Source organism: Paenibacillus jilunlii (assembly GCF_900102965.1).
GTDB lineage: Bacteria > Bacillota > Bacilli > Paenibacillales > Paenibacillaceae > Paenibacillus_AQ > Paenibacillus_AQ jilunlii.
In genome coordinates this window covers 313001-328337 of sequence record NZ_FNGM01000001.1, presented here as the reverse complement: position 1 = coordinate 328337, position 15337 = coordinate 313001, and the positions used below count along the sequence as shown (strand labels likewise).

Annotated in this window: 17 protein-coding genes and 1 other RNA gene; 8 read left to right on the top strand and 10 right to left on the bottom strand. The window is 49.9% G+C overall.

All coding sequences use genetic code 11. The annotated features are described in order from the left end of the window. Window positions 1-58: 58 nt before the first annotated feature. Window positions 59-628, bottom strand: coding sequence for a TlpA family protein disulfide reductase (locus BLQ82_RS01525; RefSeq protein ID WP_062526707.1), 570 nt, complete (start codon window positions 626-628; stop codon window positions 59-61). A 129-nt stretch (window positions 629-757) separates the two neighbouring features. Here BLQ82_RS01525 and BLQ82_RS01520 point away from each other — a divergent pair, with 129 nt between their 5' ends. After that, window positions 758-1225 carry a M67 family metallopeptidase gene (locus tag BLQ82_RS01520; protein WP_062526705.1) on the top strand — a complete coding sequence of 156 codons (468 nt, stop codon included), beginning with the start codon at window positions 758-760 and terminating at the stop codon, window positions 1223-1225. Here BLQ82_RS01520 and BLQ82_RS01515 read toward each other — a convergent pair. Genes BLQ82_RS01515 through BLQ82_RS01505 form a run of 3 tightly spaced genes read right to left on the bottom strand, consistent with a single transcriptional unit; the run spans window position 1212 to window position 4463 of the window. Then, window positions 1212-1961: an exonuclease domain-containing protein gene (locus BLQ82_RS01515; RefSeq protein WP_062526703.1), complete on the bottom strand. Its 750-nt coding sequence runs from the start codon at window positions 1959-1961 to the stop codon at window positions 1212-1214. The two genes, BLQ82_RS01520 and BLQ82_RS01515, sit on opposite strands and share 14 nt — an antisense overlap. Further along, complete coding sequence (locus tag BLQ82_RS01510) at window positions 1958-3031, bottom strand: DUF294 nucleotidyltransferase-like domain-containing protein (RefSeq protein ID WP_062526896.1); 1074 nt, start codon at window positions 3029-3031, stop codon at window positions 1958-1960. Before BLQ82_RS01510 ends, BLQ82_RS01515 begins: the two co-directional genes overlap by 4 nt. Window positions 3032-3068: 37 nt before the next feature. Then, complete coding sequence (locus tag BLQ82_RS01505) at window positions 3069-4463, bottom strand: ammonium transporter (protein ID WP_062526701.1); 1395 nt, start codon at window positions 4461-4463, stop codon at window positions 3069-3071. Between the two features lie 555 nt (window positions 4464-5018). On the opposite strand from BLQ82_RS01505, the gene BLQ82_RS01500 reads away from it, so the two are divergent. Continuing rightward, a complete protein-coding gene (locus BLQ82_RS01500; RefSeq protein ID WP_062526699.1) occupies window positions 5019-5450 on the top strand; it encodes a MerR family transcriptional regulator in 432 nt (143 codons plus the stop codon). 32 nt (window positions 5451-5482) lie between these two features. Next, complete coding sequence (locus BLQ82_RS01495; RefSeq protein ID WP_020428939.1) at window positions 5483-6160, top strand: zinc metallopeptidase; 678 nt, start codon at window positions 5483-5485, stop codon at window positions 6158-6160. A gap of 75 nt (window positions 6161-6235) precedes the next feature. Here BLQ82_RS01495 and gltC read toward each other — a convergent pair whose 3' ends face one another. Continuing rightward, on the bottom strand, window positions 6236-7150 hold the full coding sequence (gene gltC / locus BLQ82_RS01490; protein ID WP_020428941.1) for a glutamate biosynthesis transcriptional regulator GltC: 915 nt from the start codon (window positions 7148-7150) through the stop codon (window positions 6236-6238). Between the two features lie 13 nt (window positions 7151-7163). Continuing rightward, on the bottom strand, window positions 7164-7790 hold the full coding sequence (locus BLQ82_RS01485) for a rhomboid family intramembrane serine protease (RefSeq protein ID WP_062526697.1): 627 nt from the start codon (window positions 7788-7790) through the stop codon (window positions 7164-7166). A gap of 116 nt (window positions 7791-7906) precedes the next feature. On the opposite strand from BLQ82_RS01485, the gene tpx reads away from it, so the two are divergent. Further along, a complete protein-coding gene (gene tpx / locus BLQ82_RS01480) occupies window positions 7907-8425 on the top strand; it encodes a thiol peroxidase (protein ID WP_062526695.1) in 519 nt (172 codons plus the stop codon). A gap of 163 nt (window positions 8426-8588) precedes the next feature. Here tpx and BLQ82_RS01475 read toward each other — a convergent pair whose 3' ends face one another. The 3 genes from BLQ82_RS01475 to BLQ82_RS01465 form a co-directional block, all read right to left on the bottom strand. Further along, window positions 8589-8978: a DUF1499 domain-containing protein gene (locus tag BLQ82_RS01475; protein ID WP_020428947.1), complete on the bottom strand. Its 390-nt coding sequence runs from the start codon at window positions 8976-8978 to the stop codon at window positions 8589-8591. Window positions 8979-9142: 164 nt separating this feature from the next. After that, a non-coding RNA gene (gene ssrS, locus BLQ82_RS01470) (6S RNA) lies at window positions 9143-9334 on the bottom strand. A gap of 104 nt (window positions 9335-9438) precedes the next feature. Continuing rightward, window positions 9439-10251, bottom strand: a complete 813-nt coding sequence (locus tag BLQ82_RS01465) for a YesL family protein (RefSeq protein WP_062526693.1) — start codon at window positions 10249-10251, stop codon at window positions 9439-9441. A 177-nt stretch (window positions 10252-10428) separates the two neighbouring features. Between BLQ82_RS01465 and BLQ82_RS32495 the strand changes: the two genes are divergently transcribed. Then, window positions 10429-10524, top strand: a complete 96-nt coding sequence (locus BLQ82_RS32495; RefSeq protein WP_025705196.1) for a hypothetical protein — start codon at window positions 10429-10431, stop codon at window positions 10522-10524. Window positions 10525-10593: 69 nt separating this feature from the next. Here BLQ82_RS32495 and cshA read toward each other — a convergent pair whose 3' ends face one another. Next, window positions 10594-12231: a degradosome RNA helicase CshA gene (gene cshA / locus BLQ82_RS01460; protein ID WP_062526692.1), complete on the bottom strand. Its 1638-nt coding sequence runs from the start codon at window positions 12229-12231 to the stop codon at window positions 10594-10596. Window positions 12232-12547: 316 nt separating this feature from the next. On the opposite strand from cshA, the gene BLQ82_RS01455 reads away from it, so the two are divergent. From BLQ82_RS01455 to BLQ82_RS01445, 3 genes are all read left to right on the top strand, one after another. Further along, window positions 12548-13375 carry a YitT family protein gene (locus BLQ82_RS01455; protein WP_074647605.1) on the top strand — a complete coding sequence of 276 codons (828 nt, stop codon included), beginning with the start codon at window positions 12548-12550 and terminating at the stop codon, window positions 13373-13375. 172 nt (window positions 13376-13547) lie between these two features. Then, on the top strand, window positions 13548-13736 hold the full coding sequence (locus BLQ82_RS01450; protein WP_174469026.1) for a hypothetical protein: 189 nt from the start codon (window positions 13548-13550) through the stop codon (window positions 13734-13736). A gap of 238 nt (window positions 13737-13974) precedes the next feature. Then, on the top strand, window positions 13975-15237 hold the full coding sequence (locus BLQ82_RS01445; RefSeq protein ID WP_062526690.1) for a putative glycoside hydrolase: 1263 nt from the start codon (window positions 13975-13977) through the stop codon (window positions 15235-15237). The last annotated feature ends 100 nt before the right edge of the window (window positions 15238-15337 follow it).

The following is a 15337-nucleotide window of genomic DNA, read 5'->3' as shown; positions in this document are numbered from 1 at the left end:
ACCCGGGAACATCCCGAGGGTGCAGAGGGGCTTTGCTGACTTGCCGCATCCCTTTTGTTCAGGAACCGGTCAGGGCGATGATCTTCTTTTCAAGCTCTTCCGGGGACAGGAGTCCGAGAATCACCTCGGCGATGACTCCGTTTTTGTCCACAAGCACATTAGTAGGGAATACGGCACCTTTATATTTGTCAAAAACTTCACCTTTAAGATCATACATAACGGGAAACGCCAGCATATACTTCCTGACAAAACGTTCCGCGTTAGGCTTGTAATCCTGGCTCGTTACGTTGATCCCATAAACGTCGAGCACATCTTTGTACTTCAATGCCAGCGCATTCAGCGCAGGCGCCTCCTGCTGGCAGGGCTCACACCAGGAAGCCCAGAAATTCACCAGCACCGCTTTTTCTCTGGCCCCTTCAACGGAGTAGCTCTCACCATTTACTCCCTGCAAGGTGAACGCGGGTGCCAGCAGGCCCTTGCCCGCCCCGCTCTCAGTTTTGGAGCTTCCCTGCTGCTCCATGGCTGGGACCGATTCCGGCTCCGACCGGGTTGTACGCTCTATCGCCAGAAAAGCCAGGAAAACAATGACCGCTATAACCGTTATATTTCGTTTATTTACAGCTTTCATATGTGGTTTGTCCTTTGCAAATGGGATGTTTTTCTCCTATTGTACCCCCAATTGCGGCAGTTTCAAACCAGCATAAAAAAAGAGGATTTCGCCAATGACGAAACCCTATGAAGAGAGAGGGGTGAACAAGTGACAGCATTCCAGGGAAACCTCCAGCCGATTACACTGAATGCCTCCGTGCAGCAGGCGCTGGGGAAGCACATGCTGACCTGTGATCCGCATGAAGCATGCGGAGTCCTGCTGGGTGCTGCCGCAGCGGGCGGCATGCACATCGACAGGTATCTGCCGATGCGCAACGTAGCGCCTGACCCGCTGCACGCTTTTGTCCCTGACCCGCAGGAATGGGTTGCCGCTCTTTATCTAAAGCCTGCACCCGTTGGAATATTCCATTCCCATCCGCATACAGCACCTTGGCCTTCCAGCGCGGACATCCGGGGCTTGTCTTCGCTCGGCGCCGAATTCCAGGTCTATCTGATCGGTTCTCCGGGGCTCAGCAGCAATCCCCCCCGATTGAACGGTTTCTTGATTGACCGGCAGCCTGATTCCACTGGCAAACCAAGCTATAAACTGCTGCATTCAACCCTTAAGCTCTGCTGAGATAGGCATACAGGTCACCCAGTGTTTCTACCTGCTTTTTCTGGGAAATCTCCCGCAGATAACATACCCAAAGCTGTGCCGTCATCTTGGCATCCTCCAGCGCATTGTGCCGGCCCTGAACCGGTATTCCATGTACGGCCAGCAGCTCATCAAGCGTGTAATTGCTCCGGTGGGGCTCCAGCCAGCGGGCCAGCATCATGGTATCGAGCACTCTGTGGGTAAGCTGAACCTTGGAGGTCTTCCACAGGGCGGCATTCAAAAAAGATTTATCATGATTGCTTCCATGCGCCACCAGCACCTGCTGTCCCACAAAAGACATGAAATTATGCAGCCCGTCAATCAATGAAGGCGCCGCCGATGTCATCTCTTCTGATATCCCCGTTAGCTTTGTAATGTCCTCCGGAATTGAGGTTTGACAGTTCACCAGGGTATAGAAGCATTCCTCTTCCTTAATTTCCTCTCCTACGACCTTAACTGCGCCAAAAGACAGAATCTCGTCGCCGTGCTGATGGGAAAAGCCCGTCGTTTCCAAATCAAAGATAACCGTCTCCAACTCCGAGAGCGGGGTATGCAGTACTTCAGGGCGCCGCTTCTCGCGCATCAGTGACCGGATAAAAGCCATCTGCTGCGCGGTTTGCTGGGCCGTTTCCCCGCCCCTGATGGACGCGATGGCGGACGGCATTCCGCCCTGCCTCAGATTGTTCCAGAACCCCCCGCCTTTGTTCGGCTCCTTCATGACTGCCTCCTTTCCGCTGACCGGAGCTGACGCTGCAGGGCTTTGTGCAAACGCCTGACAAGCAGCAGACTATCCCGCAGCTCAGACAAAAGCTGCTTATTCTTCAGATCACTCCCAGCAATATAGTCACTGCTGGATAATAAGCCGTCCTGAACCGTATAGGGTGTATTCACACGCATACGCAGCGCAGTTAAAAAAGCACGCCTGATATCCTCCAGATGCTCATACTTTCCGAGCTTAGCCAGCTGCTCCAGCCTCTTCAGCGTTGAGCTGTCCTGTATACCGTGCAGCAGCGTCAAATGTCTGACGATATTAACCAAAGGAATATAGACACCATATTTAACGTCAAAACCTCCCGCATAATCGCCAAAACGCTCCGTGAGCACCTGGCCCAGCAGATTAAGCGTGGCTTTGTGACGGACAGTATTGCGAAGCACCGCTGTAGACAGTTTGTCATTATTTACGAAACCTGCATGCAAGGCTTCCCGCCACTCCGTGGACAATGCTGTGCTTCCTGCTACATGGCGCATATCAGAGGAAATAATGAGATAGCGGATCGGTTCCCATTCCAGCTGACTCATCCAGCTTTCCAGCTGCAACTTCCATTCCGGCAGCGTTTTGCGCCACAAGGGTTCAGAACACATCACCTTGCCGTCGCATTTCTCATAACCTGCTTCTTCAAGCACATTGGACAGCATCACACCAAAGGCTTCAAAATAAGCTTTTTTAACACCATCCGGTTCTCCTTCAACAATTAGGCCGTTATCCTGATCACTCCATAGGGTAGCTTCCTGTCTGCCGGCACTGCCGAACACAATAAAGGAATAGGCGCAGGGAGGCGGGCCGTAGCCCGCCTCTTTCATCTGCGCCTCACATATGCTGACCGCTGTCCCGGCAATCCGGTCATGCATGGCATTGACCCGGGACAGCCATTCCTCAATCGGAATAACGTTTAACTGCTCCAGCAGTACTGTTTGACAAGCAATACGCTTTGCCTTAAGCTCCTGCGGCGAACCGGCTGTTGCGATGGACAAATATCTATTATCCTCATTCCAGTCTGCCGTCTCCATCGAAGCCACTCGGTCCGCCTCCCAACAAGTGAAGTTATTAGTGTTTAAGGGTCTTGGATTCCGATTCTGCAATCAGTTTCATTTGTTCCGGATAGCCGTAAGTCCCATGCTCACTGATGTCCAGACCCATCAATTCTTCTTCCTCTGTAACACGGAGTCCGATAACCAGCTTCATGACATAGAGGATGATGAAGGACATTACAGCTACGAATATGAAGGTGCCTGCGACCCCGAGAATCTGAACACCCAATTGGTGGAAGCCTCCGCCGTAGAACAATCCAGCGTCCCCGACAAGTGCACCTTTAGAGATCAGATCAGGTGCTGCGAACAAACCTGTGGAAACCGCACCCCACATCCCTGCAATACCATGCACGGAGAAAGCATAAATCGGATCGTCAAGTCCTGCACGTTCCAGCCACTGCGAAGTCATGAATGTGAATGCGCCGGCGACAAAACCAATCAGTATAGCAGCCCAAGGCTCTACATATGCGCAAGCTCCAGTAATGGCAACCAATGCAGCCAGCACCCCGTTCAGCATAGCCGGAATATCCGACTTGCCAAAGTACAACCAGGAAGCGATGAGCGCAGCCAAACCGCCTGCGGCTGCAGCAATGTTAGTTGTCAAGGCCACATGGCCGAAGAATCCGCCCATAGGGGACAATGCGCTGCCGGGGTTGAATCCGAACCAGCCAAACCACAGGATAATTACACCGAGAACAGTGAACACTTGGTTATGGCCAGGAATGATAACCGGTTTGCCTTCTTTATTGAATTTACCAAGACGGGGCTTAAGCAAAATGGTTGCAACAACCGCCGCCGTAGCACCTGTAAGATGGACAACTGTGGAACCTGCATAGTCCTGCATACCCAGCTCTGCCAGCCAGCCGCCGCCCCATACCCAGTGTGCAACCACCGGATAAATCACGACGGAGAACAAAATACCGAATACGATATATACACTTAGTTTAGCACGTTCTGCCATACCACCGGATACGATAGCCAGGGAAACTGCCGCAAATGCCATCTGGAAGAGGAATTTAACATTTAGAGTGACATCGGAGAATGCCAGGGAATCAAACGATGCAGCTTGAGTATCCCCGCCGTACAGGAAGCCTGTTGTTCCGAAGAATCCATTACCGTTACCGAAGCCGAGCCCAAAGCCGATAGCCCAGAAACACAGGCTCGCGATTGCCAGCGTCAATACAGTCTTACCTGCAACGTGGCCTGCGTTCTTCATCCGGACCGAACCGGCTTCAAGCATTGCAAACCCTGCTTGCATAAAGAATACCAGAATGAAGGCCAGGAACGTAAACGCCGTATCCAGACCGATTTGCAAATCCGGTGCTGTCGGGCCGTCAGCGGCAAATGCGCTAACCGGATAGACCATCAATGTGATCATAGCCAGAAACATCATTATCATCTTTTTTCTCATTCTTTACCCCACTCCCCAGTGTTATATTTTCTAACAAAGCGTGAAACTCTTAATGTCATTATAATCAGAAGTCAGGTAAATTGACAAGACTATTTTTTTGGATGTTTTAATTTATTTATGGAAGCTCATGTTTTCTTCAAGAATGGACACTCTTCCCCTTTTATTAGTTATTTTTTTGAATCAAACATGCAGTAAAGTGATCAAAAATAATCCGCAGAAGACAATTTACTCTCTAAATGATATCGTTATTTTTTGTACTTTGTTCCTTTTGTTCTTGTTGTTCCTTAAGTAAGCAGTGTTTTTTCAATATAAGTTAACACCATATGTAATATATTTCGCCAATATTAAAATTCTCTCATGTGGATCGTATTCGCTTAAGGCAGGGGCAGCCGCCCAGGCATCTTATGCAGTTCCCATCATATACTTTAAGTAAGTATGACGTTTGACTGTACGGTTTGTGATTTGCTATCATTAAGTATGCTCTATTATTATAGAAAGAAAATATATCCTTCCGATCAAACGAATTCATTCAACGAGGTGAGAGACCATGGGGATATGACCCTTTACCGGATTGGCGAACTGGCCAAAGCCGCCCATACCAGCGAACGGACCATTGATTATTACACGAAGCTGGGATTAATTGCGCCGGAATCAAGAAGTGTGAAAAATTACCGGTTGTACAGCCATGAAACCCTTGTCGCTTTGGAGCGTATTAATCAACTAAAGCAAGAGAAATATACATTGGATGAGATCAAATCCATGATGAGCAAGTGGAAAGCAGCCACACCCGAAGCCGATGTTTCAGACAAATTGGCCGACCTGGAGCTTCAAATGCAGCGGCTTGAGCGGGAAGTTAAGGCGCTTGAGCCCATGATTCACGGTTTGAAGCCCGTTCAGGCCAGACGTGCACTGGCTGCGCTTCTTCCACAAGGAGTTGCCTGCATGGAGGCGATCAAGCTCTTGCTCACGCAAGGACCGCCAATGTAATCAGCTTATTAACTATAGTGGAGGAATGACATATGATGCCATTGATGTATCTGTTGGTAATAATCGCTTTTCTATTTTCATTGTGGGCACAGTTCCGGGTGAAGGGCAATTTCAATAAATGGGCCAAGGTGGCCAATACAAGCGGGATGACCGGTTATGATGCGGCGCGGCGGATGCTCGACGCAAACGGTCTGGGGGATGTGCCGATTGAGCCCGTCCGCGGCGCGCTTTCTGACCACTACGACCCCATTCACCGGGTTGTGCGTTTGTCAGAGCCGGTATATTACGAACGTTCCATCGCAGCCATTTCTGTAGCGTGCCATGAGGTTGGCCACGCGATCCAGCACAAAGTACATTATCCGATGCTTACGCTGCGCCACCGGATGTTCCCGGTAGTCAATATCGCCTCCGGTGTCGCACCTTTTATGCTGCTGGCAGGTTTTCTATTCAGCTCCTTTAACCTGATCGGCCTCGGCATCATCTTCTTTTCGGCCGCCGTTGCCTTCCAGCTTGTAACGCTTCCCGTAGAATTCAACGCCAGCAACCGGGCGCGCCAGGTTATGGTCGAGCAGGGTTATATCCGCAACGAAGAAGAACGCGGTGTGGCGAAGGTGCTGAATGCGGCAGCCCTGACTTATGTAGCCGCAGCTCTGGTCTCCTTACTTGAACTGCTGCGCCTGATCACCATGTTCCTCGGAAACCGCGACTAAGCTTGGTTGGTAACGTTACACACCACAATAGCGTGAACCAGATTAATTCTTATACTTTAACAAATACCCCGGAGGCTAAGAGCCTACCGGGGTATTGTTATTTCTGTCTCTGAAATAGGTCAGCAGAAAGGTCCGAAAGGACCGGGCCACCAAGGGCAGCTTGCCATCAGCCCGGTGGATAAGCCCGACCGTCCTGGTTACCGGAGGCTCTACGACCCGCACCTGTGCAGGCTGCATGGGATTGGTCTGATACAGAGCCATCTCCGGGAGCAGGCTTACCCCCATGCCCGCAGCAACCAAGCCGCGTATGGTGTCCGTCTCGCCGCCTTCAAAGGCGATTTGCGGTTTGAACCCTGCCTGGAGACAAGCCTGCCATACGATCGGCCTCAGTGAATATCCCTGGCTGAACAGAACAAACTTCTCCTCCCGCAGCTGTTCCAGCCGGATGACCTTCTCCCCGGCCAGCGGATGGTTCTGCGGAAGGATCGCGAACAGTTCCTCGGTCATCACAATATCCCCGGCCACATGCTCATCATTCTCCGGAAAAGGGGAGACAAAGGCCAAGTCCACTTCTCCAGAAATTACATCCTTAATGAGGGAAGGATAGGAGCCTTGCTTAAAGCGGAATTTCACATGCGGATAGTATTTGCGGAATTCCGCCACTATCGAAGGAATCAAATGCGTTCCCAGGCTGTGCGGAAATCCGATACGGATCTCACCGCGTTCCGGGTCCAAAAATTCATGCACCTCCGCCACAGAACGCTCCAGCTCCTTGAGCACGGATTCCACCCTTTTGCAAAAGAGCTGCCCCACTGGTGTCAGCTGCAGGTTACGCCCCTTTTGCATGAACAAGTCGACACCAAGCTCCTGCTCCAGCTGATGAATCTGGCGGCTTACTGCAGATTGTGCGACATGCAATTCCTCCGCAGCCCTTGTTACATGTTCTTTCTGAGCAACCTTTAGAAAATATTGCAGCTGTCTGAGCTCCACTTGAGCACCTCTCCTATCGTCGGCTTCTTTTGAAAATACGAATAATCAGTCCATAAAGGAAAAAACCGGCGGCCAGGCCGCTGAGATGCGCCATCCAATTAACGTATGGAGTAGCGAAGGACATAATGATCCCCATCACCAGAAGGCCGTAAAGTGTCTTGCGCGAGTTCTCATCCATCATCCCTCTCTGCAGCAGGGCAATATAGAGAAACGCGCCGTAGACGGCATAGATTGCTCCTGACGCGCCCACAGAGACTGTTGCCACATCCACAACCGAACGGCTGCTGAAGATCACGGACAGATAGTTGGCAATGTAGCCGCCGGCCATGTAGAGCAGCGCATAGCGCCACCAGCCCATCAGCCGCTCAAGCGGCGGAGCAAACACCAGAAGCGCAAAGCAGTTAAAGAATAAATGGGCAAACCCGTTATGCAAAAAGGTCGCCGTCACATAACGCCACATTTCGTCCATTTCCGGACCGGCATTCAGCGTAGCCCCATACTTCAATAATGTTTCCAGATTCGTCGAGCCGCCATTGGCGGTAAGCACAATGAACATCAGCACATTCAGCAGAATCAGAATACAAGTCACAGGATAATAGCGGATGTATCCTTTCCATTTCTCATACCTTATAAAGATCATAGCACCATCCCTTATGTATCATAATGGGTCCTCGTTGGACATTAAGCTTCTAAAAAGATTATAATTTATTGTGGCAGTAAGAATCCAATCATGTAATTCAAGGAGGAAACAAGGATATGACGCAAGAAAGAACAGGTGCAGCCACTTTCAAGGGCAACCCCATTACTCTCGTAGGACCAGAGCTGAAAGCCGGCGATACCGCGCCCGATTTTGTGGTAAGCAAGAATCTTCTGGAAGACGCGTCCCTCAGCGATTATGCCGGTAAAATCAAGCTGATCAGCGTTGTGCCTTCTCTGGATACCGGTGTATGCGATGCGCAGACCCGCCGCTTCAATACTGAAGCTGCAGAGCTCGGTGACGATGTGGTCATACTCACCATCAGCATGGACCTCCCTTTCGCCCAAGCCCGCTGGTGCGGCGCTGCCGGCATTGACCGGGTCATTACCCTGTCCGACCATAAAGACGCCTCTTTTGGACAGGCCTATGGGGTCCTGATCAAGGAATTCCGCCTCGATATGCGCTCCATCTTCGTTATCGATAAAAATGATACCGTGGCCTATGTAGAATATCTGGCTGAAATGGCTGAGCATCCGAATTATGAAGCCGCTGTAGCAGCTGTAAAAGAACTGCTGTAACCCAGCGGATAGACAAATTATCAGCGAATATACTTGAATCTGTGTAAAAAAGCGGCAGAAGGTCATCCTTCTCCCGCTTTTTGTTTATAAGCCAAATACCAAAGATTATTTGAGGAAAACCCGAAACCGCATACAATCCGAGAACAAAAGAATGCCGTGTTCTTCAGTCTACTTTATATTTGCCCAGCTTCTTATCCAGTGACTGATATAAGCGTTGAATAACACGGTAATTGGCTCCGAGATCTCCGAGCGATCCTCTGGAGGCGGAATAGATATCAACCGCACAGCGAACCGGAGAAGTGTTCAACACGGACACGGTTATGTCCAGCGTCCGGCCGAAGCCTGTTCTTTTTTCCAAGGTGATTTCCCCGACGGACTCCACTTCATGCAGAACTTTGTAACCAGGAATCTTCTTCAGCGTCGAGGATACTTCATCCCACGCCTTGTCTCTGGAAAGATTGTAGTAACGTGTCTTTAATGCCGGGTCTTTAGCACGGTCGCTTGTACCGTCATGACTGCGAAATAAACCGACCAAGGTTCTTTTCAACGACAAAATACTTCCCCCTCTTCAAATCCCAAGTTCATTAGTCTAAGTGTAACATTCTTATCCCCGGAACAAAAGGGCATTGCTCACTTTACATAATTGATGCTATACACAAAAAGGCACCCCGTATCCGCAGCCAAGCGGGAAAACAGGGTACCTTGTCAATAACAGTAGAAAAACCCGCCTATGCCGTCCGGCTACAGTGTCTTCTGAACCTGCTAGAGCAGGTGGGTGACCGCAGAAGTCGTTTTTGAATTCCCCAGGTCGTATAGACAGGGCTGTTCAGCTGCGCTTCATATAGATCTCCCAAGACATTATCATTGGTTCAAAACAACGAGCAACCGTAACGAACATCGCAGGAATTACACTTATTATATTGCGTTTTGACGAAAAAGTAAACCTGTATGCGCTTTAATTAACACCGGAATCAAAACCCCGCCCTTTAAGCACAGCTTCTGTCTCACTATTCTTAAATGCGCTTGAGATCTTTATCGCTCTCATCTTCTGCCTGATCGTCATCATCGGCTTCTTTCTCTGCAGCCTCCAAGGCAGCCAGTTCTTCCTCTTGTTTCTTCTTCTCCACCTGCTCTTGAAGCTTGTTGTATGTGGCATAGAAATTAAAGAAGGCCAGCATTGAAATCAGTGTCGGAATACAGATTGCATAAAGCACCGGATACCGCAGGCCTATATAGACGAGAACCGCTGCACCAATAAGCGTCGAGAACACTCGAATCGGCCGTGCGATGGTCAGCAGAATCGAATTCGTCACCACTTCCTTGAAGGTCATTTGATAATGAACCACAATCGAGAAGAAATTGAACATGGAGACGAATAAAATAATCATCAGCACCAGCATAAGAATGCCCACAATTCTAAAATTAGCCATTTGTGTCATATATACGGTCACATCCACGTACATAATGACAGTCAGCAGGGTATAGATGGCGCCTCCAAGCATACTCTTCAAATAGTTCTCTTTGTACCCCTGAAAAAAAGTGCGGAATGTGCTGACATCCGTATTGCCCATCACCCATTTGCGCACAACGGTAAACAGCGCTGCCGTTGCCGGAAATACAGTGAAAGGCGCCAAAATGCCAAGTGCCCAGTTGAGTGTAATCTGTTCGTTGGGTCCCCCTGCACCTGAACCCAGCATGATCATTTTTGTCACTGCGATGAACAGAAACGGAATCGAACATAGCGCCCATAAAATATTACTGAAGGCAATACGTGATATCCACTCCGTGATGCGGTATAAACCGCCCATAGCTCCCTTAAACTCCAATTCCCTTCCTCCTGTCTGTCTCGCGCATACTGCGTACCTTAACTATACCCTATTTGGCCCGGACTTTTCCAGCGCCCAAGTTTACGATTCTGGGTCAATGTCTAAGCAGACTTGGTGAAGCGTCCATATATTAGAATCGTAACCACAAAATTACCACTTCCGAAGGAGGTTGACCTCATGTCTTCACCTTGCTGTTACAATCCTTGGACTTCGACCGGAACGATTCTTGTCCTCTTCATCCTGCTGGTGATCATCACTCGCACTTTTGTCTAAATAAGTAAGCAAAAAGAAGACGAGGAAGCCTTGCGGCATCTCGTCTTCTTGTGTCAGCTGTACTACTGATTAGATATCGTAATCTTCGCGCTTAGCCGGACGTGTGCTTGTGCTGCTTGGACGTGTGTAAGGCTTGCGGTCTCCGCTGCGTCCAGCACCGCCATCACGGCCTGCACCGGAATCACGGTTGCCTTTGTAGCCGCCGCCATAGCCGCCGCTGCCGCCGCCGTATCCACTGCTGTAACCGCCACGGCTGCCGCCGCTTGCATTGTCACGGTTGCCACGGTATCCGCCGCCGCTTCCTGAACCAGTGCGGTTGCCGCCATAGCCGCCGTTCGGTTTGCGTCCGCTGCGGATGTCATTCTTGCCGCCACGGCGTTTGACACGGATCGGATCTTCCGGTGTCAATTCGACCTGGGCATCCTTGGTGTCGCCGGTAAGCAGCTTCATAGCCGCAGTCAACAGCTGAACCGAATCATATTGCTCCAGAAGCTGAATGGCGATGCCTTTGTATTCGTTCAGCTCGCCGCCGCCTTCAACCATGGCCAGCAAACGTTCAGCAGTAATACGCTGCTTGCCTTCGATAGCCTCAGCCATTGTCGGCAGCGGTTTGCGTGTAATACGGTGACGCGTAACACGTTCAATCAAATGCAGGTGATCCATCTCGCGTGGAGTTACGAAAGACCAGGCAGTCCCTTCCTTGCCCGCACGGCCTGTACGGCCGATACGGTGTACATAACTCTCAGGATCCTGCGGAAGGTCAAAGTTGATGACATGAGTTACACCGGAAACGTCGAGTCCGCGGGCCGCAACGTCTGTAGCCACAAGCACATCAATGCTGCCGTCACGGAATTTGCGCATTACGGCATCCCGCTGGTTCTGGGACAAGTCGCCATGAAGGCCGTCTGCGGAATAACCGCGTTTCTGCAAACCTTCAGCAAGCTCGTCAACCCGGCGCTTGGTGCGGCCGAATACGATCGCCAAATCAGGGGATTCCATGTCAATCAGGCGGCTTAGAGCTTCAAACTTCTGGCGCTCAGGAACTTCAATATAAGCTTGGTCGATCAGAGGAGCGCTGATTTGTTTCGGGATCACGGAAACATGCTGCGGATTCTTCAGGAACTGCTGGGCAAGGCGTTGAATGTTAGGAGGCATTGTAGCTGAGAACAGCATCGTCTGGCGTTCTTCAGGTACAAGCTTGAGAATGGACTGGATGTCTTCCATGAAGCCCATATCCAGCATTTCGTCAGCTTCGTCCAGTACGATGGTCTGAACATCATCCAGGCGGATCGTTTTGCGGTTAATGTGGTCCAGGAGACGTCCAGGGGTACCGATGATGATCTGCGGTCTCTTCTTCAGTCCGCGGATCTGGCGGCCGATATCCTGCCCGCCGTAAATGGCCAGGGAGCGGAGTCCTTTGAATCGGGTCAATTTGCCGATTTCTTCAGCTACCTGAATAGCAAGCTCACGTGTCGGCGTCATGATAAGTGCCAGGATTTTCTCTTCTTCCCGGGCAATTTTGGAGATGAGGGGAATCCCGAAAGCAGCGGTTTTACCTGTACCGGTCTGTGCCTGGCCGATCAGGTCAGATCCGGTCATTGCGATTGGAATCGCCTGCTCCTGAATGGGTGTTGCTTCCTCAAATCCTAGCTCTGTGATTGCTTGAAGTACTTTTGGCTCCAGGCCGAATTCTGCGAATGTTTTCAAATTATTCATGCTCCTTCTATACAGTGGACATTCCACATGCTTGTCTGTATTCTTAAGTAGCGGTAAACACATTTATAGGCTGTCCAATCATGCCGGATTCTCTGCATGGTTTAGCTCGCATTGGGACCAAAAGATGTCCAAAGATCAGGCCAGTGAATATGCCTGAACAATTGTATATTGCATCCGAAGCAATGCAAAAATACAATTGTAACGTTCTACTCAAGAATATCCTATACATTATATCACAAACCCGATCAGGAATGCCAGTGTATTCCTTTCTTTCATTACTTACATTACGTGTCAGAGGTGAATTGGCTTGTCAAGACTAAAACAAATCGGAAATTACCTTGCGGTTATCTTCGGTTCAGCGATGATTGCATGCGGCTTCAATCTGTTTTTGATCCCTCACAGGCTGCTGAGCGGAGGAGTCTCAGGGCTCGCCATGCTCGTGGGTTACTTTACTCCATTTAACATCAGTTTGCTGTACCTGCTGTTCAATGTACCTTTGCTGGTCGCAGGCTGGTTTCAGCTGGGCCGGAGATTTATCGTTATGAGCATTCTCTCGGTAGGTGCAACTACCTGGCTGATGGCCCTCATTCCAACCGCAACCGTAGCGTCGGATATGCTGCTGGCCTCGGTTTTTGGCGGAGTGCTCGTGGGCGTGGGCGCCGGAGTATCTTTCCGGGTTGGCGGCTCTTCCGGAGGATTTGATATCCTGGGGTCCATCATCACGCGACACCGCGATTTTCCAATAGGCAACGTTCTTGTGGGAATGAATGCCCTCGTCATCCTTGCCGCAGCCTATTTTGACAACAACTGGAATTTAGCTTTGGCTTCCATGGTTTCCATCTATGTATCCGGCAGAGTGGTGGATCTGATTCACATCAGCCATATCAAAGTTACGGTATATATTGTAACAACCCGGACCGATGAGCTTCTGAAACAGCTGCTGGTGCTTCAGCGCGGCGTTACAAAAATTAAAACTGAAGGTGCTTATTCTCATGTCGAACGGGACATGCTAATGACAGTAACGACACGGTATGAGCTTGCTGAGCTTAAACGGATCATCAAGAACAGCGATCCCCAGGCTTTTGTAAATATTGTAGAAACGGTCGGGGTCATGGGCTCCTTCCGCAAAAGATAGGCTCCGAAAAAAATGCGCAGGCTTTTAAATTGTGATATATTAGAGTCACGCAGGACCTTACAAATTTCATGAAGATTGTGATTTACCCTCTTTTTTCCTGGCACTTCGTTTTCCGATGAACCTGAATTTCAATTCAGCACTATTCGAAAAGGAAAGGGTGATTGTTGTGGAAATGGAAACGGTAAAACTGTCAGCAATCGTCATGAGATGGTATCCGGATATGATACCTTTTCTGAAGCAGGATGAATTGAATTCCGTAATTGTTCTGCGTGACGGTCTAAGTATTCTTGAACCGGAGGATGCTATGGATATAATCCATTACAGCATTTGCGAGCATCAGAATTCTGCGTATCTTCAATAAGCAAGCCCGCTTGGACATCAGTTTGGATAGCTGCCGCTTTGGGTTCGGCCCCGTGCCGGACCCGGGCGGCATTTACTTTTTAAATACAGCGTTTAGAATCTGTACAACCCGTTTATAAACAACAAGAGCGGTTATTATGCGACCAAAATTTACGGGGATTGTTACAAGTCTGTTCTTTTTGGCCGCCGCCGTTCCTTTATACTTTAAAGGAATGTACATAAAGGGAGAGAATAAACAAATGAACATCACCTGGGCACTACTGATGATGGCTCTGGGAGGCGTCGGCGTTCAGCATCCTGCACATGAAGCTGATGTGGCCGCAGCACTGCAGTCCGCCATGAATCCGGCCATCACCGCACAGCAGACAGCAAATCCTGACGCAACACAGAACACTGCGGGCGGCAATGCCGCAACACCTTCTCCTGGCGCTTCGCCCGGGACAGAGGCTTCACCAGGCACGGCTGCCGATGCAGCAGACACTGCCATTCATACAGATCCCCAGCCCGATGCCCCCAAGGTTAAGGGTATTTACGTAACAGCTTACAGCGCCGGCGGATCCCGGATGACGACCCTGCTGGACCTGCTAGACAAAACCGAGCTGAATTCAATGGTTATTGACATTAAGGATGATGCCGGATACATCACATACAAAACGGATAACCCGGAACTTCAGAAGCTGGGCCATCCGCAGCCGTTCATCGGCGACATCAACCAATTAATGGCCCGCTTGAAAAAACATGACGTATATCCGATTGCGCGGATTGTGGTGTTTAAAGATTCTGTGCTCGCCAAGAAAAAACCGGAACTATCCTTTGTAAATGCCAATGGCTCTGTCTGGACGAACAAAGGCGGAGACAGCTTCGTCAATCCATATAACCAGGATGTCTGGAAATACAATGTGGAAATTGCCAAAGAGGCTGTGAAGCTTGGCTTCAAGGAAATCCAATTCGATTATGTGCGGTTCCCAGAAGGCTTTGAAAAACGCGCGGAAACGCTCAAATATACCAAAAGCAACCGTCCGCGTGTCGAGATTATTGGTGATTTTGTGAAATATGCCAAAGCAGAGCTCGGGCCGCTCGGTGTCCGCGTGTCGGTGGATATTTTTGGATATGCCGCCTCGGTGCCTGCTGCTGAAGGAATTGGCCAGGACTTTGTAAAAATATCGAAGAACGTGGATGTCATCAGCCCTATGGTCTACCCAAGCCATTACTCGACCGGATGGTTTGATGTAAAAGATCCCGACAAGAACCCGTACGCCACCATCAAAGGCTCTATGGTTGATACACATAAGAAGCTGGACCCCCTGGGCAGCTACAAGCCGATCATCCGGCCCTGGATTCAAGACTTCACCGCAAGCTGGCTTGGAAGCGGGCATTATGTCAAATACGGCAAGCAGCAGGTAGAAGACCAGGTCCGTGCCCTTAAAGAAAAGAACGTCGATGAATTCCTGCTCTGGAATGCCAACAACCGCTACACGGCCGGCGTAGATTACGGCAAATAAGCAATTAAGCTTCCTGCAATTATCAGACCCCTAATTTAACATACGCAGCACTGCCGACCCCACTTTGTGGGGTCCTTTTACTGGAGAATTAACTCCAAAT